Source organism: Vibrio sp. CB1-5, from assembly GCF_059412285.1.
In genome coordinates, this window is sequence record NZ_JBJHPB010000012.1 from 69517 (window position 1) to 91842 (window position 22326).

The following is a 22326-nucleotide window of genomic DNA, read 5'->3' on the forward strand; positions in this document are numbered from 1 at the left end:
AAACATTTAATCATAAACAGGGTTTTTATAAACATTGCGGGAAAGGATCAGGTTTTTGACGTCTAAATGACAAAACACTTGGCAAAACATCAAATTACCGTATGCTAACACTCTGTATAATAAACTTAATTGAAGTACCTGAGTTCTAGTTTAATGTCGACCTCTTTTACCAGTTCGAACTTGTTTCGTCTCTTCATGCCAGTGTTGATGATGATTGGGGTGCTAACTGGTGTAAATCACATCATTGACGCCACCCAAGCAAACTCAGGTTTTGCTACTAACCTCCCTTATATTTTGTTTGGTACGGCCGTCGCGCTCAGCCACACCTTTAAGCATTCTCGTATGGCGATGGTTGCCGTATCTATGCTCATTGCTTATGCAGTCGTTCAAGTTCGTCTGCAAAGCCCGTTGACGTCTGGAACGACGCTGCTTGAGTTGTCGCTTTTAAGTCTGCTGTTACCTGTTTCGTGCTGCTTGGCTTACCTATTTTCTGATACCGGTGTGATCAGTCGTGGTATGGCGATCTTTAGTGCCACGATTTTAAGCTTTGTTGGCTGGAGTGCATTAATTCTATCCCATTTTACCGGAGGCGGATTTACAGGCTTTGAAAGCGACCTTCTTATGGCCTTCCCCCAAATCTCTCGCTTGCCATTAGTTTTGGTTCTTTTTACTGTAGCGATTATTGGGGCCACGGGGATCTTTCTTCTCAATTACAATCGCCCTATTGATGCTGCCGTTTTTGCCTCCATCTTTATGGCGGGCGGCACCTTTATCTTTTTTCACATTCCTTATATTTCTAGCACACTGTTTTCGCTAGCCGGTGTGCTGATCATTATGTATGTCATTTCTGCCAGTCACCAAATGGCATTTAGTGACCGATTGACGAACATACCGGGTCGACGTGCTCTAGAGATGGATATGAAACATCTCGGCAGAAAGTTCACTATTGCTATGCTTGATGTCGACCATTTTAAGTCCTTCAATGATACCTATGGACACGATACAGGCGACGATGTGCTCAAACTTGTTGCATCACGAATGACAGAGGTCGGTGGCAACGCTAAAGTCTATCGATACGGTGGTGAAGAGTTCACTATCTTATTCAAAGGAAAAACGGCTAAAGACAGCAAACTTTATCTGGATGAGTTACGAGAGCAGATCCAAGACTATCAGATGGTCATTCGAGATGAAGCCAAGCGCCCTGCTGACAATAAACAAGGCGCTAGGAAACGCGGTGGCAAGAATCAACAGTCAACGGTGAGTGTGACGGTGAGTATTGGTGCCGCGGACAGTAAAACAACGCGTAAGCCCGAGGAAGTCCTCAAAAAGGCAGACAAAGCATTGTACAGCGCTAAAGAAAAGGGGCGTAACCAAGTTCAGTGTGCTCGATAACCTCACTAATCTTAATCAAAGAACAAACTACTCTTGATTAAAGAATAAGACGATACTGCCCCCTTTTAAGTCACTGCCATAATTAATGCTGAGTCCAATTCCAACATTATCCACCATAGGTATGTGGAACGGTGGCGTCAGTAGCCAACCTACCGTGCCTTCATAATAATGACTGGATCCTAATACCCCTATTGTATCACCACCAATATCGACCCTACGTATACTGGTATATACTGTTTGAATAGAGCGCCCCCAATCGGTGACATCATAAAACAGCTTAGCTTCATTAGACCAATACCACCCTTCAGGTGTACCGACGTCACCATCGTTTGCTTGTCCCCAGCCATAACCAGAGAAATAGTTAAAGTTGGACTTAAGCTTTACTTGGCCCCATTGCTTGTCTTTGCTGTAATTGAAACCGACTTTAGGTTGTAAGGATGTTGCCCAAGCCGATGTATTGACAAGTTTTCCGTCAATAAACCGTTGGAAGAGTTTAGAGAACGGAGACTGAAAATCATAATTGCTATGCAGATACTGCAAGTGAAGACCAACACCGGTTTCAAAAGTCCAGTTCGGCGAAAAGTGTATTTCTTGCTCGTAACCGCTGTACACTCCAAGTACGTACTTTCTATGGCTATCAGGACTATCTAGGATTTCGTCTTCTATCCTAAGCGCTGAAAAGCGAACAACTGCCCGCTGTTCGAACATTTTGTCGTTGGAAAGGTCAAACGTTATAGGCAGTGCTGAGACACCGATGTTCTTGCGGCGCTCAAGTGCGTCTTGGGATCCAATGTTTTCATTATCAATATTGAATATTGAGTTTGGGTCAAAGTCTTTAAAACCCAACGTCAGTGCTTCGCTATCTGTAAGTATGATCGCTGCGGCAAAGTCTTCTTCGAAGATATCTTTGAACTGCGGATCAGCGTGAGCCGAAAAGTGATACATCACCGCAGTGACCATCAAGATATTAGAGACTCTCGACAAAACAACCTCTTAACGAAAACTACACAAACATTAGGCTCACTGAAAACCTTAGGCTAAGAATAACAAAAGCGTTACTCGGCTATAGTAACGCTTTGTCATTAAAAGAAAGCGACATCAACATTACTGACCGCTGATTTTGCCGGTTAGTTTTTGTTTTTATTGCCATTAACAGGATAAAAGAAGTTATGATGTTGTGCTAATTATATCGCTCTCCAACTGCAAAACGTAGCGATTACGACCATTCCGCTTCGCCTGATAGAGCAACTTGTCGGCTCTTTCATACAGTTCATTAATCGATTCAGTCCCTGTTGGGATCGTACTATAAACACCCAGTGACAGCGTCACTCTATCTGCCGTTTGAGAGTACTCGTGCGGAATATTCAGCGAAACAATTCCATCTTTCACCCGCGCTGCATTCTCTTCTGCCTCTGCTACGTCACTTCGACTGAGCAATATGACAAACTCTTCCCCACCATAACGCCCTACATACTCACCGGAACGGATAAACATAACATCTAAAAACTGAGCAATATTAATTAAACACTGATCGCCTTCGGTATGTCCGTAGTTATCGTTGAACGCTTTGAAATGGTCGACATCCATTAAGATCACAGAGAGCGGCATTTGGTGTCGGCCATGCCACTGGATCAATTCCGTCAATTTTTGATCCATATAGCGGCGATTAAACAATTTGGTGAGCCCATCTTCATTTGCTTGATGCTGAAGCGCGCGATTCGCTTCTTCCAACTGAGAACTCGCTTGTTTTAACTCGCGTCTCATGTGAGCAATACGCTGCATAGCAATCAATTTTGATTGCAGCACAATCTTGTTGACGGGTTTTACAAGGTAATCATCACCACCTGCATCGATTGCTTTAGCAATCATTTCCGGCTCATCGTGACTACTTAGGAAAATAATAGGGATCCAATCGGCTTCGTAGCGTTGACGTATCTCTGAAGCGACTTCAAATCCGTCCATTTCAGGCATTGAGATATCTAAGAGCACCAACTCAGGGTCAAACGTCGGATAAAGCGCGAGAGCCTCTCTCCCACTTGCTGCAACTTCAACCTCATGCCCCAACTGTTTGAGGCGTATCTGCAACTGCATTCTTTCCAACTGAGCGTCATCAACGAGAAGTATTTTCATCGAAGATTCTATGGACTTCATAAGCATCCTTGTCTTTGTATTACGCCGATGTATTGTTAATATAAACCACATATTAGGACATTATTCAAACAGTCCCACAAAAATCGCAATAATAACAGCTTGTTTAGGCCTAAAACGAAGTTTTGGCTGGGCATTGTCTGATGAGTTGGATTATTATTGTCTTTTAGAAAGGTAATCGCAGGATTATCGATAATCGTTATACAGAGAAAGTTGTATGTCTGAGACACAAAATACTGAAACCCCAATCATAGACTTAGAAACGGTATCCGCTGAGCTAAAACAGGTTATCCTATTTGACGAGGTACCTGAAGAGCTTTACAACATGGTGGTCTCGATTCACGAAGTGACCGAAGAAGCCGTTCGCGAAGCATGGGATTCACTGCCAGCTAGTGCTCAAAACATCCTAGACAACTTTGAGCAGTTCCACGCATTGATCTCCGTTAGCCAAGCTTTCGCTGGAGTAAGCGCTCTTGAAGAGTTTACTACGATGGATTTGCCTGCAGACATGAGCGACGAAGATAAAGAGTCTTACAAGGCTGAGCTACTTGATAAAGTTTTACAGAACTGTATCAAGGATATGGTCAAGCAAATCAAGAAAGCGCGTCGTGATGCGATTCTAAAGCGTGATTTCAAAGAAGTCTTTGTCAAGTAATCGACAATGACATCAGAAAAAGCCACATTTTTATGTGGCTTTTTTTACAGGTGCGGCTCAAGAGCGACGTCTTTCTGCGCCACACTGACCCCTTTAATTTGTGCATACACTGATTGACCAACGTGCAGCTTTAGATCATCCACTGCCCACTGGGTTACCGTTGCAACTAGTTCACAGTGACCAGCCAACGACAGCACCACTTCTACGCTTTGTCTTGGCGTTCCTTTCCCACCTTGAGCAATGGTTTTGATGGTACAAGGTAAAATGTTTCGAATGGAGGTATTTTTAGCTCTGCTTAATGCGATAGATACGTCGTTAGCTCTAACTCGCAATCGTACCGCCTCACCGACGGCCGCTTCCGTTCGCTGTACCCATAAGTAGTGATCGTTTGTTAGCGCTACTTTGGTCAGACCGTACGTGTCGTTTTGAGCGACGACTTCACCTTTAAACAGTGCACTCTTATCTGAAAACGATTGCCACGATTGCATGATCTTTGTGCCCCACACTTGCTCAATCAAACCAGACTCAACGATGCAGCCCTCATCAATAATAACCAGGTGCTGTGCAAGTCTCAAAATCTCATTAAGGCTATGTGTCACATATAAAATTGGGATATCGACGCGACTCGACAGTGCTTCTAGAAAAGGCATTAACTCGCGTTTTCTTGGATTATCCAGTGATGCTAATGGCTCATCCATGAGCAGCACTTTCGGCTTGCTCAATAGCGCGCGTCCGATAGCGACTCGCTGCTTCTCCCCGCCAGATAATGAACTTGGATAGCGATTCAAAAGTGGCTCAATAGCAAGCAGCTCGACGATTTCATCAAAATGCGCCGTATCGTCTTTCGTGACCCCGTAACGCAAATTTCGCTCTACAGACAAATGCGGAAACAAGCGTGCGTCTTGGAACACATAGCCGATTTCTCGTTTTTCTATCGCAAGGTCAATGCCTTGGCTAGAATCAAAAATCGTTCGACCATTAAAGCGAATATGCCCTGAATCGGGTTGGACTAACCCACTAATAAGATTTATTAGCGTGGTCTTGCCCGCGCCAGAGCGGCCAAAGATCGCACTGATACCACTCGAGGGCAATGAGGCTTTTAGATGAAATGCTTGTTCACCAAATTGTTTTCTAACATCGATATCTAACCTTTTCATTGTGCCACCCCTAAGCGGCGTGACACCCAACGATTGAGCGATTCAGAGAAATAGAGCGACGCTAGCGATATCACAATAGAGATAATACACAACCTCATAGCCGCGTCTTCAGCGCCTGGCGTTTCCAAAAAACTGTACATGGCTAACGGGATAGTTTGTGTTTCGCCGGGGATATTAGATACAAAACTAATTGTTGCGCCAAATTCACCGAGGCTTCGAGCGAACGACAGCATAGTACCGCTAATAATACCGGGGATAACAAGCGGTAGTGTGATAGTAAAAAACACCTTTCTCGGCGATGCTCCGAGCGTTCTAGCGGCCTGCTCTAGCTTGTGGTCGACACTGTCCATCGATAGGCGAATGGAACGAACCATCAAGGGCAGCGCAACGATAATGCAAGCCAATACTGCACCTCGCCAGCTAAAACTAAAACTGATTCCAGTTAGCTGATAGATAAACTGGCCGATGACCCCTTGTTTTCCCATGGAAACCAAAAGCAAATAGCCCACAACAACCGGTGGCAATACCAAAGGCAGATGAATCACGCTGTCTAGAATACTTTTTCCAATGAACTGCTTTTTGCTCAGTAGCCATGCGAAAAAGACACCGATTGGAATCAACCAGAGAATGGCTACACCGGCCACCTTCACACTGAGTTGTATCGCCTCTACTTCATAGTCAGTCAGCATATTAAAGATTTGCTTCCTTATCTGTGATAAATCCATGTTGTCGCAATATGGTTTGCCCTTGTTCAGAAGCAACAAACTCAGCAAACTGCTTAGTCTGCTTGTTATGGTTGAGCGTCACTAAAGGATAGTCGATAGGGTCGTGACTTGAATCTGGAAAATCAGCCAACTTAGTGACACCGTCACTAATCATTAGGTCGGAACTGTATACGATACCCAAAGGCGCCTCTTTCCTATCCACCAATGCCAGCACCTGCCTTACATTGTTCACTGGTGCTAATTGACTTCGCACTGTTGGCCATAGCCGTAGTGATTCCAATGCTTGTTTCGCGTATATGCCCGCTGGTACGGCGTTAACCTGTCCGATGGCTAGTCGCTCATCAGTAAGGTATTGCTGCCAATAACTTTGCTTTGAAATATCAAATGACGTTTCTTCACCGTTTGATTTGCTAGTGATCAGAACCAACTTATTTCTGGCGATATGTTGAATATCACTAGCACTTATCACCTTTTGGGACACGAGATAATCAACCCAGCGCACGTTAGCAGAAATGAATACGTCCGCTGGCGCCTCTCTTTGGATCTGCCTCGCCAATGAAGATGAGCCTGCGTAAACGGCCCTAACTTCAATGCCATACTCATGTTCAAACGTTTGAGCAAGCTCATTGACTGCATTAGTCATAGAGCTTGCAGCGAATACGGTTAGTGGCTTAGCTAGAGCAGATTGAATCATCGCAAACTGTGACAGCGTAACTAAAAACAGAGTGATTATAGTGCGCATTAACGGCGTTTCCTCTTCAGAACTCTTAGTCTTGTTGCCCTGATAATTTAAGGTCAGGCCATAGCTTTACAAGGTCAAGATGCTGTTCGATCGCGTCAGCGATTCTATCGATGGCAAACTCTTTCTCGTCGTTGATCGCAAACGACTCAATATCCGCATCATTCACCCAACGGGCGACCAACTGAGTCACTTCTGGTGAATCAAAAAAGCCATGCACGTACGTTCCAAGCACTTGGTTGTCACTGCTGACCGCACCGTCAAGCTCATTATCATCGAAGCTAACCGGCTGCTTGTCACCAACGGTTGAGCGACCTGCATGAATTTCGTAACCAGAAAACGGTGCAGAGCGCCCCTCAAGAGTAAGAGTTCCATTAACGTTGGTAAGCTGCTTCTCACTTTCCAATACCGTGTGGAGCTGAAGCAGGTTCAAGCCATCACTACTTCCTGCGGACCCTTCTATCCCTTTTGGATCCGCAATAGTGTTACCAAGCATTTGATAACCTCCGCAGATCCCCATCACTTTGCCGCCAAAACGCAGATGCTTGTAGATATCTTTATCCCACCCCTGCTCTCGAAGATAAGCAAGATCATCGCGCACAGATTTAGTCCCTGGCAATACAATCAAATCAGCATTATTTAAGCGTTCACCTTTACCTACATATCTAAAATCGATATCTGGATGCAGACGAAGTGCATCAAAGTCGGTGTGATTGCTGATGCGGGTTAATACAGGGACTGCGACACTGAGCTTTGTCTTGGATTTAATATCATGCGAAGCATCTATGGCATCTTCCGCTTCGATATTCAGGCCATGCAAAAAAGGCAACACGCCGATAACCGGCTTACCCGTTTTTTCCTCTAGCCAATCTAAACCGGGCTCAAGCAATGAAATGTCACCACGAAAACGATTAATAACAAAACCCTTCACACGCTGCTGCTCAGATTCTGATAATAAAGCTAAGGTGCCGTAAAGATGGGCGAAAACGCCGCCTCGGTCGATGTCAGCGACAATAATAACAGGAATGTCTGCTTCTTCAGCGAAACCCATATTGGCGATGTCATTGGCTCTGAGGTTAATCTCGGCTGGGCTACCTGCACCTTCAATAACCACGGAATCAAAACGGCTGCTGAGCTTTTCAAACGACTCTAGCACATAAGGCATAGCAAAGCGTTTGTAATCATGAAAACCTACTGCGTCCATGTTCGCGTGGGCTTTACCTTGGATAATTATTTGTGCGCCAGTATCAGAGTTTGGCTTAATCAACACCGGATTCATATCGACAGTAGCTGTTACATTCGCGGCTTGAGCTTGAACCGCCTGAGCGCGCCCAATTTCCCCGCCATCTTCAGTTACCGCACTGTTTAATGCCATATTTTGTGGTTTAAATGGGGCAACCTTTATCCCTTGGCGTGCTAGAACACGGCATAACCCTGCCACTAATACACTCTTACCTGCATCGGATGTGGTGCCTTGAACCATAAGAGCTTGTGAAGTGCGGCGCATATTGTGCTTATATCCTTGATCAATAATTCGATTAGTTTACCTTTTTTAATCACTACGACCAACGCTTCACATTGAAACTTAACGAATTATTAAGACCTTATTTGTATAATAGTTCATCAATTCTGCCTACAAACTCTCGATATCGTTAAATTGGTCTATATTTTGCTAACTGTTTTTTTATATACTGAGCCAATTCAAAATTCGAGTTTATATGAATTTCTTTTTATCATGGAGTCCTCATGCTAGGTAAAGCAAGCAGTGCTGCGCTGTTAACATTAGCAGTCGCCGCCCCTACGCTGGTTCAAGCGAACAATTTTAACTATAACTCATTCGAAGTCCGCTTAGGTGCTAACCCTGGTACAGTAGGTGCTGAGTTTACAACCTTCTTTACGGAAAACACTCATATCATTGCTCGTGCAGATAGCCGATTTGAAGGTGATTGGGACGTTGCTGGTGGTTTGGGTTTTAATGGGCCTATGGGTCAGTTTGCCGATGTGTTCGGCCAGCTTTTGGTTCACAACGTGAAAACCAGAGATGATGAGAAATTCGATAGTGAATTCATGTCAGAATTCAACATTGGCTCCCGTGTTTGGTTATTGCAGAATATAGAAGGCGTTGGTCAAGTCGGTCTGTTAAACCGTCGTGATGATACCGTATTTATTTGGAGTGTCGGCGCACGATTCCACTCAACTGAAGCACTATCACTAGGTGCTGACATCAAAGATGGCGGTATTTACGGCCCCCAAGTACAAATGTCCGTTGAGTTTGGTTTTTAATTTAAGCATTACTATCGATAGGTTACACTGCGATGAATCAAAAAGGGCTTTCCATATTTGGAAAGCCCTTTTGTTTTATTTGGTTGGTTTTGGCTGAACGTATTTACGGCTTACATCGACAATTGCTACATCTCTAAAGAAACTTCTACCTAATAACACTGGGTATTTCAGGTGAGTCCTGTCAGCAAGAGTAAATTCCGTTTTACTCGTCATATCGCCAATTTTAATCACTGATACAACGACCGGGCGCTTATCACTCTCCTCCGAGCTTGATTGCTTTACTTTTACCCAACGGTCAACTGGCATCGATACTTCTTTAGATTCCACACCATCGTGCTTCACTTTAAATTTAACCCAATCTTTGCCATCACGTTCAAATGGGACGATGTCAACTGCGCTTAGTGAAGACGTTGTCGCACCAGTATCAACACGAGCTTTTGTCGTCACTTTCATATCCATTAGACGAACATATTCTTGCTCACCTAGAATTAACTTGCCGTCATCACTCTTGACTGGAGCTGGCTTCGGCTTCTCTGCTGGTTTGGTTTCTTTTACCGGCTCTTCCGGCTTTTCCGGTTTCGCTTCAGTCACCTGCTCTTCTGGTTTTACTTCTGGCTCGACCGGTTCAGTTTTTGGTGCTTCTGGCGTAGTTTCTGCTGCCGGTGGCTCAACCGGTGGCGGAGTTTGTGTCGGTGTTGTCGAACACGCAACCAAACCACCTGATAACATTAACGGTAATATCGCTTTCCAAGGTTTCATTCATTCACCTTTATTATTTTTAGTAGTTTCTATTGTCGTCTTTATTTTTGACTAACAGCGGCTAATGCATCCGCAACATATGGCAATTGAGACTCAGAAAGTCCTGCAATGTTAATACGACCATCGTCAACGCCATAAATCGCATAATCCGTGCGCAATCGTTGCATTTGCTCTGCTGTAAATCCTAGCACAGTAAACATGCCTTTGTGAGACATGATGAAGTCAAAATCGGTCGACGAACCTGTTTGTTTCAAAGCTTTGCATAAGCCATCACGCAGCGATACAAGTCGTTGTTGCATCTCAGAAAGCTCTGTCGTCCACATAGTGGTTAAATGGTCATCCTTTAGAATCGTTTTAACCAGTGCCGCACCGTGATCAGGTGGCATCGTGTATGTTGAACGTGCGAGCGTTAACAACTTACCTTTGGCATTGTTCGTTTCAGCTGCGTTCTTACCAATAACAATTGCTGCACCTGTACGTTCACGGTACAAACCAAAGTTTTTAGAACATGAGGTGGTCAGCAACATTTCTTCTACATTTTCGGCCATATGACGAAGGCCCAATGCATCTTGCTCTAGCCCGTCACCAAATCCTTGGTAAGCAACATCTACGAAAGGAACAAAACCGTTTTTAACGCTAAGCTCAGTGATCGCTTTCCAGTCATCCAAAGTAATATCTGCACCTGTTGGGTTGTGGCAACAACCATGCAGCAATACGACGTCGCCCTGACCTGCTTGACTAAGATCGGTGAGCATCGCATCACGATCCACTTGCTTTGTCGTTACGTCAAAGTAGCGGTAAAACTTAACCTGCAAGCCCGCAGCTTCCATAACAGGCTTATGGTTTACGTAGCTTGGATTTGATAACCACACTGTTGTGCCTCGAGCAGCAACATTCATTAGGTCACCCAGCATACGCAAGCCACCGCTCGCACCAGGAGTTTGAATGACAGACACTCGATCGTAAATTGGAGTTTCACCAAAAACCACTTTCGCGATGCTTTGGTTAAATTCTTCACAACCAGCAAGGCCAACGTAGGCTTTTGTCTGTTGCTCTGAAGTCACAATTCGCTGAGCTTCAGCAATGGCCTTCATAATTGGAGTTTGACCGTCGCTATTTCGATATACACCGATGCCAAGATCGACTTTGTCGGTACGAGGATCATTTCGGTAAGCTACGGAAAGAGAAAGAATAGGATCGAGCGCTGGCTCGGGTAACTGAGAGAACATGAAAGTCACAACCCTTTGAAATTCAAGCGATGGCCTTCACGTTATCATTAGATTAAAAATATTGAAATAGTTTTGTTATTGGTGGGGACGATTCGTTCTGTAAACCTAGCTGTCAAACAGATTAGCCCCTCACCACATGTTGCATAAAAGATCATCAGTTTCAATAAAACTAAGTGCTCTGCGGCATTAAAAAAGGAGCCGAAGCTCCTTATTTTTGCACTATCAATGTTACAAATTTGTAAATCGGTGTATAACCTGGTTTGCACTTCCACGCCATTCTAACTCAGGATCGGCGAGATCTTTCTCGAATTTGCCGTCCACCAGCACATCGATAAGATCAACCACTTGTTTTTGTTCTGCACTAAGTTCCGCAAGGACATACCCTGTCCACAGCCAAATATCCTTACCTTGGCACTCTGCTCGTACACGCTCCACCAGTTTAAGTACAGCACTCACATTCGCAGGATGAAGGGGATCTCCGCCAGATAACGACAGACCGCGTTTTTTAATTCGACTGTCGTTTAAGTCCGCTATGATCTGATCTTCAAGCTCTTGGGTAAACAAATGACCAGAATGCAATGACAACGTCGACTGATTATAACAACCACGGCATTGATGCACGCAGCCAGAAACAAAGAGAGTACAACGCGTACCAGGTCCATTGACCACGTCGATCGGATGATACTGATGATAATTCATGGGTTGTTGCTCTCTTTACTGACTTCTTTGTTTAACGATTACAGGTGCTTAACGCGACGTTTAACTTCTTCTTGTTTACCGAAGTTAAAAGGACGAGCGTCCGGGCTACCTAGATAGCCACACACACGGCGTGTTACTGACACGCGAGTAGAGTCATGGTTGCCGCACTTAGGACACGTAAAGCCCTTACTTGTACAGTCAAACTCACCCATGTAGCCACATTCGTAACACTCATCAATTGGAGTATTGGTACCGTAATATGGCACTCGGCTGTAGCTGTAATCCCACACGTTCTCTAACGCTTCGATGTTGCGCTGCATATTCGGGAACTCGCCGTAGCAAATAAATCCGCCTGATGAAATCTCTGGATACGGCATCTCGAAATCGATCTTATCGTACGGGTTTACCTTCTTCTGCACGTCTAGGTGGAAGCTATTGGTGTAGTAGCCTTTATCCGTAACGCCTTCGATTACACCAAACTCTTTAGTATCGATTTGGCAGAAGCGGCTACATAAGTTCTCACTTGGTGTGCCGTATAAGCTAAACGCATAACCGGTTTCTTCAGCCCAGCTATTCACTACAGTTTTCATATGTTTGATGATATCGAGCGCCATATCGCGCATTTGATTGTCATTGTACATGTGAGTTTCTGTACCAAATAGTGCAGTCATCGTCTCATGGATACCGATGTAGCCAAGAGAGATAGACGCGCGGCCATTCTTGAAAATTGGTGCAATCGAATCATCCGCTTTCAAGCGAACACCACAAGCACCTTCCATATATAGAATAGGAGCTACGCGCGCTTTGACTTTTTCAAGACGACTAATACGTGTTTCTAGTGCCTTACGAGCCAGCAATAAACGGTCATTCAATAACTCATAGAACTTATCTACACTTCCCTTCGCTTTAATTGCGATACGTGGCAAGTTCAAGCTCACAACACCAAGGTTGTTACGGCCTTCATGTTGAAGTTCGCCATTCTCTTCGTAAGTATTCAGGAAGCTTCGGCAACCCATAGGCGTTTTGAACGAACCTGTTACTTCAACCACTTTGTCGTAGTTTAAGATGTCTGGATACATACGCTTAGACGCACACTCTAAAGCTAACTGCTTAACGTCATAGTTTGGATCGTCTGACTTATGATTCAGTCCATCTTTAATCGCAAATACCAGTTTAGGGAACACCGCTGTTTTCGCGTTTTTACCAAGACCAGCGATACGGTTTTTAAGGATCGAGGTTTGGATCAACTTTGATTCCCAGCTCGTACCTAGACCAAAACCGAAGGTAACAAACGGAGTTTGACCATTATGTATTATATGACCTAGCTCTCACCATAAACATGTAACAAATAATACTTTTGATTGTTATATAACAACAACTTATTGTGTAAATGTGTCAACTTTAGGGAAGTAATGGACTCTCATGAATCTGAAAAATGTTAGGTACGAGAAAAAACGACAAACAACGACTATCAATTCTAAGGTAATCGAAACGATCTCTCATCACCTTTATAGGATTAGTGATAATTCTGAGGTTGAAGAGTTCCGGGCATATGAGAAGGAGATAGTTCGCCTCAAAGAGACTACTACCAAAAAATCAAACCTAAGTGCAAACACACTCAACTCGTATCGAACTCCTGTCATTAAATTTATCGATTTTCTCCATGAGGCAGGAGTCATGGGTTCTGAGACTCCCTTATCATTGAGCCATGCCTATAGGGTGATCATGGGTTATCCAGAGTACATCCAACGAGAATTACCTAGTAACGTCACTCTTGAAATAGAGACAATCAGAGCGCTAATGGATAATTACCGCCCAAAACTGAGTAACAACTCAGTCAATATTCATTTAAATGCAGTTGAGCACTATATCAAGATCTCCGAACGCTATGCGAGAGCAGCACATACTAGACTCTGCCGTGCTATGGGAGTGTCGCCATCACATTCCCAATATCAGCCTCTGTTCGAACAGGTTTGGAACTCCACGGAAATATCACACTCACAAAAAATATATTGGCAGAATCATACAGCTCTTGGAGGTATCCTCGGTGCACACAATATTCAGGCACAGAAAAATCAAATATTTTCTCGTCTTCCTTCTGATGACTCTACAATTAAGGACATAGTTGCCATAACACAGGAACAGATTCAACAGTTTCTTGAGCTGAAATCACTGTCTGATCGTGACCGAACCCTATACGCTCTTCTATTCGCGAGTGGGTTACGAATCAGCGAGGCACTGCTATTACAATTGAGGCATATCGATTTCACAAACCGTAGAATCTTCCTGACCTCAAATGTATCAAAGCGCGGTTTGACCTCAGAGGAGGTTAAATTGTGCGATGCATGGAAAGGCCGCAAAACCCTACACGATGAGGTCTACCTATTTGGCATAGCTGAGGAAATTTTTTGGGAGTCACTGGATAAACTCCTATCAACGGCTGTCACGGATGATAGCCACGATTTTTTGTTTACGTACGAAAAGAACTCGAACAGGGGGCGTCCATTTATCCTAACTCAGCGTGCCGATGAAAAACGTAGCCACTCAAATATCGTAAAACGATTTAAAAAAGCACTAATGGAAATAGGTATCTCAAAAAAAGCACTCCATGGGCCGCATTTTGCCCGGCATGCACTCGTCTATTACCTCCATTACGAATGCCCTCGCCTAACAAAGGATGGAAAACTGATATTTGGTTATGACGCAGAGGATGTCCGAAGTCTGATAGGTCATGTCAATTACACCAGCACCATAAATTATAAACGAGACGACTCAGAGAAACTGAGTCAGGAGCATAATTTGTCTCGTGATATCACACGCCTGAACCTAGATGAGCAGACAGCTAAACTGCTAAAGCAAAAACAATTGCATTTAGCAGAGGCTAAAAAAATCGACAAGATGCTATTGCGATTGAAGGGACATAATAATGATATTTAATACATCAGGTTCAGCCTATTACCCCTTGGGTATCGAAACGGCGAATAAGCGCTGTAATCAAATTGCGCTTCAACTCATGACTAAGGTTGAGGAATTCTTCTCGAATGTCGGTGTAGATAAAAAGTTTTCTGTGCCAGAAATGGATATATTGAATCGCAGTTCAAATCTGAGCACAGGCAAGGCCGACGTACGCTGTGTAATATGTGAAATAGCAGGAAATATCTCGAACACCGATATATTGCTCAAAATCGCGTCCCTAACCGCTAGTGCGGGTAATTTTTCAACCAGAAAAAGCGATGCACGAAAGCCTGAACATAAAAGGTATCATGGGGCCTTGGAGTTCCTGAAGCAAGTAGAAATACTATTTCTATCTATTGGTATTCAATCAGATCAAATCAGTAAAAATGTTTACAACACGGTAATACTGTATTCGAGGTTGATTTTAATCAGACTATGGCGAGAGGGATTAGTGGTTCTCCCAATTACCGTGGATTTTGAGCTAAATACCAACAAATTTGATGAGTTTACTAAGTTCAAAACTAGTAACCATCGTTCTAAACCGCCAATGTTTGGCGCATCTGAAAATTATTGTGAACAACTGAAAGTTGAGTTCACGCAGGTACTGACTGACATTCAGAGTGCTCCAACGTTGGAGGTTAATCTCATTAAATACGAGGGTGGAAAATACTATAGAAAGTGTTCTAGCATTCTATACTGTAGCACATTAAAGTCCCTCGACGACATTAGCATAGACTGCTACGACGACCTAGTTCGCCTATTTTGCCTATATGACACGTATGATTCCACAAATCCGCACGATGCAATATTGTTGAAAGAGTTGTCTAATGACACCAAGCCATTCAAGCTAGCTAAAACGGCGTTCGAAACATTCAGGACTGCTGCTACTAAACTAGGCTGTCACAAAAAAGATTCGTTAACAGGCCACACACATAGCGTTACCAGAGCCTATAGGGCTGAACTATTGCTATTAAATTCCGCAATAGATTTCAATTTCGACGAGGTCATTTACGAGCAGGATGAGCAGATGCTATTCGAGTTTTTTGCTGATAATGATTATAAAGCGACCCAAAAGTTTTACTCTCTCGGGATTATAGATGAGCCTGACTACAACGCATGGAACATGTACAAAGACAAACATCTGAATTCTGTTACTAAACCATCATTCTCCAACGCTAAATGGGGCTGGAATGTTATTTATCAATATCTTGCATATGTATCATGTTGGTGCGAAATGTTTCAAGAACAGTCTATAGAAGGATGTATCTCTACACCTGCAACATTCAAAGAGTTAGATAGAGAGACATTTGTAATTCGCTCCTATTCGAATCAAGATATCGATACTGATCAGTGGCCCCGTACATTAGGGGAGTTTTTGCTGCATAAGTCTGCCTCCGTGGCTACGTGGGTAAAAGCCGCTCTAGACTCCGTAGAGGTTAATTTTGCTTTTGATGAAGACCATATTAGTTCAACAGGTAAGCTGCTGTTACCAACTGAATTTACTAACCACTGGCACAAAGCTAACAATGGCATCCAGCTAGGCACCCTGACCGAATCGGTTAAGCGCGTATTTACCAGACCTGAATACGCAGTATCGTTGAGCGTGGCCTATACGTTAGAAATGTACGGTGCCTACCTCCAAGAGCGGGTTTTAGAGGGTTACGATTATAATTTGCTGGGCTTTAGACCTGCGATGTCTTTCCATACAGACAACCAATACAGGTTAATCGAAATAGGACCCAAAATCAGAACTCCTGCTGGCATAGTGAAATATCAACACAACTCTCCAGTAAATGCCGAAAAGAAGCTGATTGCTGATGCATTTTATTGGGCAGTACCGTTGGAGCATTACCAAGATGTAATACGTGTGGGTGAGAACAATACGATGGCACTTAAACGTGAGATTAATTCTCATGTATGCGCTGGTTTTTCTCCAATCGTTTGGTACGTTAATGATGAACTGACAGATGCCTATGTTCGTTTAGATAACACGTCCAAGATCATCAGTAACCCATATTCAATGACTAATTTTGGAACGATAGACATCGAAGACACGCAAATAGTGGCTCCATTGCTCGGACCGATCAGAGGCATTATTGTTGCACTAGAACAGGGGATACGTCACAAACATATCCGCTATTTAGACAAAAGGTATTTTGACAAATATGTGACTGAGGACCTTGTTCAACTATTGGTTAGCACCGACAAAAGTAGACGGCAGCCATGGAAAGCGATCTCTCACCTTGATGTTATATCAATGCTCCGAGCCGAAAGGCAATTTCAGGATTTGAGAACTGATGTTGACCACCTAATAAACTATAACAATGACGGTAGAGAAATCGATGTACTTTTTAGGAACGCATCCGGTGAAGCGTTTACAGAAACAGCATGGAGTGATGTATGGCGGATATTCCTATCTATTTCTCAGGGGGTTATCAATAGTTCATTCACTAATACGATAGGTAGGTGTGAGTTTGTTAAAATGGTGCCTCTATCCGAAACTGGCTCCATGACATCTCAGACAGTAGAACGGTTAATCACCGCTGAGAGCGAGTTCGTTAAGCGAGCTAAGGTCTCAGGTAAAAATGAAAAGCTCAAATTTGATGCCGACGGACATAGAGTTAAGTTATTAGCACTACTAACTCCGCATTCAACTCGAACCACATATGTCAGCCATCGGGTTGGCTATATAGGGCTAGAAACAGTTCGTAAGAATATCGGCCAGATAAAAGTGTTTTCAACTGTCTACTACAACAAAGAGACAGACGAAGAAAGAGCACGAAAGATCTTGGAGTACCGCAGTGGCCATTCTTTGCAAGTACACAAACCAACAAATAACGATACCTCTCGTATGCGCACCAACGATGTTTCTCAAACCCATGTACAGGGAGCATTTCAGGAAAATCCCAAAGAAACAATGATGGTGTACGGCTTTACATCCATTCCAATTGTAACTGTTGATGACGAAGGTAATGAAATAACTAACCCAACTGGCATGGATCTTGTTGAGTCCACACCGTTGTCACTAATTGCATTTGCACCCACCCATATTTGTATACATAACATGGAGTGCACATCAATAATAATCACTGAAAATGGTGGTTATCAACGATGTGGTGTCTGCCGAATTAAGATCTGCCATATTGATAACCTAATATCTATTTCACGTATGGTTCAGCGCTATGAGTTAGATCTAAAGGCCAACGTAACCGCCATAATCAGACTAAACCGTAGCAAGGTTGATGATGCAACTGTACATAAAATTGAGATAGCTCAACTGAAGAGAGAGCAATCAATTTTACAGAGTGAACTATTAGGTTGGCAGACAGCTCTGCACATTATTGAGCAAACGAGGGTTAGATTATTGAACAAAAAACATACTAGTAGATTTATTGTCCCTGCCCCGCGCCTATTGTCCACAACAATATCATGCAAGAAACTCAGCCAGTCTGTGTCTGAGTTATTTCTGGATCATGTGACTAACATGAGTGACATTCCGTCCTTGAACAGTCCTGAAGTTGCAAAAACCGTAGCAAAAATTGAGAGACGAATTTTACTAGAATCTAAAAATGCTTCTAAGGATGTGATGAGAAAAGTTGAAGCCTGTTTTGTGAGTGACTCTCTAGATCCACGGCACATTATGTCCCCAATAATGAGCATGTTGGACGCAAAAATAATTACCAAGGAGCAAATCCTACAAGTAATCGACAATGAACTATCGCCGCCAACTCTCAAGAGAAGCCCCTTGCAAAATACGGTAATGGAGGTTTTAACAGCTAATGGTTAAAGAAAACGTAAGAGCAGAATCTCTGAGAAAGCGTATTGATTTAGTTGTTAAAACACTAGATACATATATTAACACGCCAAGCCTCAGGACGGATATTTCCAGTATGAATCAGCTTGCAAGAAAACTGCATCGAGACACTGGAGTTGCGTATTCCACTTTGCTGAAGGCTGAAAACAGCGGGGGATACTACCGAGGCTACCTAGAGACAGCTTTGTTAAAAATCGCGCCAAGTACCAACATACTAGATTCACTAGCACAACCGAAACCTAAAAATTGGGCACACCTTCAAGCTAGATACGAGTCTAGAATTAGCCTTCTTAACAACGAGGTAAAAAAACTAAAAAATGACCTGTTACAGGCTGAACTTGCTATATCAAATGCATCTCAAAAGCAGTTAACACTACAAGATGCAACTGATGCTAGACAGGCTGATATTGACATCGAGAAACTGTGTCGAGCACTAGCTAGAATTCTAGACAATGGTGATGTAGGTTTAGATTTTATGCCAGATGGACGAATTGAATATTTTGGTGAAACCATAGTCAATTCTGAACAAACGCTGCCATATCTAGCATGGCAAAAACGCAACACACCTCCCCCGAGGGACTGAAGGTAATTATGAAAATCGAACCAATAAGGTTAACGCCTGAGCAAGAGTGTTTGCGTGGTACAGCCAAATCAGCCCTGTACGTCGAATGCTACAAGAACATCATTGGACAGATGCGCGAGAAGCAAATTAGGTTTCCGCGCGACGAACGTGGTACGAATGACCTAGGCATTAATGCCAGTAAGTTTGCTAAATGGTGTGCGTTTAAGGATCGTGCAACCTTGTACAAAAACACTCAGATTAGAAATGCACTGCCTCAAGATATAAAAAATATTGGTATTGAGTCTTCCCAGACAAGATCCATCACTGATAAAAAACGAGATGAACAACTTTTGGGTCAGGCACGCGATATAAATGAACAAGGTACTCTAATTGTAACTCTCAATGCTCGAATTGAAACACTTGAGGAACTAGTGATTGAGCAGGATGCACGGATACATGATTTGGAACTGAAATTAGCCGCCTCAAAACAAGCTGTTGACGACCATATGAGGTGCCATGCAGAGCAGGTTAAAAATTCTATCCTCAGCGGGGGAAGAACATTTGACCGAGCTTAGACTACTAGTTACCAGTGTACGTACCTTGCTGAACGCATATATTGTGTATGGTAATTGCACTGCTACCAACAAACGATTGTCTGTTTTTTTCAGAAAAGGGCTCGCTTACAGGGAACCTTGCGAAGCTGAAGTATGGGAGTTTTCATGTGCGAACTCAAAAGTACTGATTAATTATCGGTCACAGTATTCCGCTATTGCAGGTCGGTTAGTTTTAGCCGCTTTTGATGATATAGAGGGCGACTTAAGGCTCTTTGAACGAGCATTACGCCAGTATGAGTTACCATCCCTTACTAAACGGCTTTTCTTCAGACATCCAGAATTTCGAGGTATAGGGTGTGGAGAGTCCCGTATTCGAAAAGCCATCGAAAGGGCTGGATCAGCAAGGCAGTTCCTAAATGAACTAAAGCACAACAACCTAGCTGCTCTTGTGGATGCATTTGACAGCACCGAGCGAGGTTTAGCGTTTTTAACAGCATACCAGAATCTGAAGTCTGAGTTTGAGTCCATCGAGTTCATCGTTCAGGCAGGTTATGACAAACGTACGGCACATAGACTAATCAGGCTGCTGGGTCGCGATACAAAGCGTTTATTAACCAGTAATCCCTATGCCCCTATCCGCATGGGTAGCCGATTCAATAATACGTGGAGGGTTGCTGAAAGACTGAGAAAGACCATTCAAATTAGTATTCCAGATGACTCCCCGGTTAGGTTGATCGGTGCAATTGACTACATCGTGTATCGAGCACTAAAGCAAAACCATACAGCTATAAGTGAAAAAAAATTAAAAATAGCACTATCAGCGTTGATTGGTGAAAGTTTGGTCGATGTGGCGATTAATACAGGGCTTTCGCTAAGTGCCCTATGCAAAACCAGTAGAGGCGACTATCAGGGTGTCGGTCTAGCGCACCTTGAGAGTATCGTCGAAAAAGCAATTGCAGCAAAAATAGTTTCTTCTAAGGACACTAAATCATCCCATAGACGCATCCTCACCTTGATTAATGAGTTTGATGAGTACTCATTTAAAATTAACGGATTTAATCTTACCGAAGAACAGAAAACGCTCGCCTACAACGCGCTGACCAATGACCTTTCAATCGCCCAAGGAGAAGGAGGTACAGGTAAGAGTACTTCTATGGCATGTATTAAATACGTCTGTAACCGCTTAAACCGACCAACATATTTTGTAGCGGTTGCGGGTATAGCAAAAAAACGTATCAATGACGAGCTGGAACGAATGTGTGTAATCCGAAAAACATTCACTAGTCTATTCGGTGGTGAAGAGGACGAGGTCTGTTGCTATACCGTCAAGGGTCTGATACGTCAAGTCGAACTAACCGTTCAAAATCCTAATACTAAGAATGCGATACAAATAAACGACGCCCCGCTGATAGTGTTTGACGAATCCTCTATGTTAGATCTATCACTGGTAGTAGAGTTTATGTCCTTGTTTGACAAGCATTTTGAGAAATACAGCATTTCGATGGTAGGAGACATAGCTCAAATCGCTCCTGTTGGTTTTGGTGTGGTTTGGCAGCATCTGGTCCATTTTGGCTCCTCAAGTACGGGTACATTGCCTTACAGCGAACTTAAGCGCGTTCATAGACAAGGTGTTGACAACCCAATTAGAGAGATTGCAACATTAGTGCGAATTGTGGGGCACTCCATTAGATCAGAGTGGAGCAATAGGACACAAAGGTTTTCTAATAACCCTCTAACTGAACTAACCGACCTGAGTTCGTTTTCTGGTCAGGCTGGCGTGTACTACGCGCAACTGAGTGACTCACAGGTTATCGAACAGGCTTACTTTCTATCTAAGCAACTAGGTTTAGATAAAGCACAGGTGATTACCCCCTACTCGAATGCTGACAACTCATTATCTACAGTGTCCATTAACAGCTATTTTATAGCAAAAGAGCGAAGCAATTGCAGCACTAACACCTTGTGGGGTTTTGCAACGGGTGATCGTGTTATTGTTACAAAGAACGTCTCATCTCTCGACCTATACAACGGTGATATAGCTACTGTCACTGATGTTATTTACGATCAAGAAGAGCAAGGCCAAGATATTCAAAGGAAGCTAGCCTGCAAGTTTGCTGAAAAGACAGTCTATATTGATGAAGGTGCATGTTTTGATACCGGATTAGTGCACTCCTACGGTATCACTATTCATAAGGCTCAAGGCTCGGAATTTGCGTACACTATTATTCTACTGCCAAGGTCTAACTCAACCTCATTCGTAGAAAACAGCATGGTTTACACTGCGCTAACGCGCTCAAAAATCGCCACCATTTTTATCGGGGATATGGAAACTTTGACGAAGGCAATAAACAGCAAGCCTGCATATAAGAGAATTTGTACAGGGTTTAACCTAAAAGCAGAGCTCCAGAACCAATTACCATTGAGCGCTTAAGCTAGAGCGGGTGATGACAGCCCCGCAGGGGTAAGGGCGGAAAGAAAATTACGGGGTAGATTCCGTTCTACTGGCAACTTAATTTGCGTGAGCACCTATGGCTAATAGAGCTTCTCACACAGTTCACATGAAGCTCCACGGCTAAGCACAAATGGTGTGAACTACTGTTCATCTTTGAATTCACACCTTTTTGCTACTTGGGGTTATTGAATTGCATACTAAAA

The 22326-nt window shown here is 43.4% G+C and carries 17 protein-coding genes and 1 pseudogene; 8 read left to right on the forward strand and 10 right to left on the reverse strand.

Annotation, left to right across the window (positions count from 1 at the left end):
- Positions 1-153: 153 nt before the first annotated feature.
- On the forward strand, positions 154-1392 hold the full coding sequence (locus tag ACJB0T_RS10815) for a GGDEF domain-containing protein (protein WP_479293382.1): 1239 nt from the start codon (positions 154-156) through the stop codon (positions 1390-1392).
- 27 nt (positions 1393-1419) lie between these two features.
- Here ACJB0T_RS10815 and ACJB0T_RS10820 read toward each other — a convergent pair whose 3' ends face one another.
- Positions 1420-2376, reverse strand: a complete 957-nt coding sequence (locus ACJB0T_RS10820) for a Solitary outer membrane autotransporter beta-barrel domain (RefSeq protein ID WP_479293384.1) — start codon at positions 2374-2376, stop codon at positions 1420-1422.
- Positions 2377-2559: 183 nt separating this feature from the next.
- Positions 2560-3543 carry a GGDEF domain-containing protein gene (locus tag ACJB0T_RS10825; RefSeq protein ID WP_479293385.1) on the reverse strand — a complete coding sequence of 328 codons (984 nt, stop codon included), beginning with the start codon at positions 3541-3543 and terminating at the stop codon, positions 2560-2562.
- Positions 3544-3757: 214 nt separating this feature from the next.
- Here ACJB0T_RS10825 and ACJB0T_RS10830 point away from each other — a divergent pair, with 214 nt between their 5' ends.
- Complete coding sequence (locus tag ACJB0T_RS10830) at positions 3758-4195, forward strand: DUF3069 domain-containing protein (protein ID WP_479293388.1); 438 nt, start codon at positions 3758-3760, stop codon at positions 4193-4195.
- Between the two features lie 44 nt (positions 4196-4239).
- Here the strand turns inward: ACJB0T_RS10830 and modC are convergent, their stop codons facing one another.
- From modC to ACJB0T_RS10850, 4 genes are read right to left on the reverse strand one after another with little or no spacing between them, the layout of a single operon-like run.
- Complete coding sequence (modC, locus tag ACJB0T_RS10835; RefSeq protein ID WP_479293390.1) at positions 4240-5352, reverse strand: molybdenum ABC transporter ATP-binding protein ModC; 1113 nt, start codon at positions 5350-5352, stop codon at positions 4240-4242.
- The gene (modB, locus tag ACJB0T_RS10840; RefSeq protein ID WP_479293392.1) at positions 5349-6041 is read right to left on the reverse strand and encodes a molybdate ABC transporter permease subunit; all 693 of its coding nucleotides are present in this window, start codon (positions 6039-6041) and stop codon (positions 5349-5351) included. The genes modC and modB overlap by 4 nt, the downstream gene beginning before the upstream one ends.
- A 1-nt stretch (position 6042) precedes the next feature.
- The gene (gene modA, locus ACJB0T_RS10845) at positions 6043-6819 is read right to left on the reverse strand and encodes a molybdate ABC transporter substrate-binding protein (protein ID WP_479293394.1); all 777 of its coding nucleotides are present in this window, start codon (positions 6817-6819) and stop codon (positions 6043-6045) included.
- A 25-nt stretch (positions 6820-6844) separates the two neighbouring features.
- On the reverse strand, positions 6845-8323 hold the full coding sequence (locus ACJB0T_RS10850; RefSeq protein WP_479293397.1) for a cobyric acid synthase: 1479 nt from the start codon (positions 8321-8323) through the stop codon (positions 6845-6847).
- Between the two features lie 239 nt (positions 8324-8562).
- On the opposite strand from ACJB0T_RS10850, the gene ACJB0T_RS10855 reads away from it, so the two are divergent.
- On the forward strand, positions 8563-9099 hold the full coding sequence (locus ACJB0T_RS10855) for a hypothetical protein (RefSeq protein ID WP_479293399.1): 537 nt from the start codon (positions 8563-8565) through the stop codon (positions 9097-9099).
- A 75-nt stretch (positions 9100-9174) separates the two neighbouring features.
- Here ACJB0T_RS10855 and ACJB0T_RS10860 read toward each other — a convergent pair whose 3' ends face one another.
- From ACJB0T_RS10860 to nrdD, 4 genes and pseudogenes are all read right to left on the reverse strand, one after another.
- A complete protein-coding gene (locus tag ACJB0T_RS10860; protein WP_479293401.1) occupies positions 9175-9858 on the reverse strand; it encodes an ATP-dependent zinc protease family protein in 684 nt (227 codons plus the stop codon).
- 41 nt (positions 9859-9899) lie between these two features.
- Positions 9900-11087, reverse strand: a complete 1188-nt coding sequence (locus ACJB0T_RS10865) for an amino acid aminotransferase (protein WP_479293403.1) — start codon at positions 11085-11087, stop codon at positions 9900-9902.
- A 228-nt stretch (positions 11088-11315) separates the two neighbouring features.
- The gene (gene nrdG, locus ACJB0T_RS10870; protein ID WP_479293405.1) at positions 11316-11786 is read right to left on the reverse strand and encodes an anaerobic ribonucleoside-triphosphate reductase-activating protein; all 471 of its coding nucleotides are present in this window, start codon (positions 11784-11786) and stop codon (positions 11316-11318) included.
- A gap of 38 nt (positions 11787-11824) precedes the next feature.
- Positions 11825-13093, reverse strand: a pseudogene (nrdD, locus tag ACJB0T_RS10875) (anaerobic ribonucleoside-triphosphate reductase); the annotation flags it as partial.
- Between the two features lie 115 nt (positions 13094-13208).
- On the opposite strand from nrdD, the gene ACJB0T_RS10880 reads away from it, so the two are divergent.
- Genes ACJB0T_RS10880 through ACJB0T_RS10900 form a run of 5 tightly spaced genes read left to right on the forward strand, consistent with a single transcriptional unit; the run spans position 13209 to position 22102 of the window.
- On the forward strand, positions 13209-14723 hold the full coding sequence (locus ACJB0T_RS10880; RefSeq protein ID WP_479293406.1) for a tyrosine-type recombinase/integrase: 1515 nt from the start codon (positions 13209-13211) through the stop codon (positions 14721-14723).
- Positions 14713-18528: a hypothetical protein gene (locus tag ACJB0T_RS10885; RefSeq protein WP_479293408.1), complete on the forward strand. Its 3816-nt coding sequence runs from the start codon at positions 14713-14715 to the stop codon at positions 18526-18528. The genes ACJB0T_RS10880 and ACJB0T_RS10885 overlap by 11 nt, the downstream gene beginning before the upstream one ends.
- A complete protein-coding gene (locus tag ACJB0T_RS10890; RefSeq protein WP_479293411.1) occupies positions 18521-19138 on the forward strand; it encodes a hypothetical protein in 618 nt (205 codons plus the stop codon). Before ACJB0T_RS10885 ends, ACJB0T_RS10890 begins: the two co-directional genes overlap by 8 nt.
- A gap of 8 nt (positions 19139-19146) precedes the next feature.
- The gene (locus tag ACJB0T_RS10895) at positions 19147-19692 is read left to right on the forward strand and encodes a hypothetical protein (RefSeq protein ID WP_479293413.1); all 546 of its coding nucleotides are present in this window, start codon (positions 19147-19149) and stop codon (positions 19690-19692) included.
- Positions 19634-22102 carry an AAA family ATPase gene (locus tag ACJB0T_RS10900; protein WP_479293415.1) on the forward strand — a complete coding sequence of 823 codons (2469 nt, stop codon included), beginning with the start codon at positions 19634-19636 and terminating at the stop codon, positions 22100-22102. Before ACJB0T_RS10895 ends, ACJB0T_RS10900 begins: the two co-directional genes overlap by 59 nt.
- Positions 22103-22326: the final 224 nt, after the last annotated feature.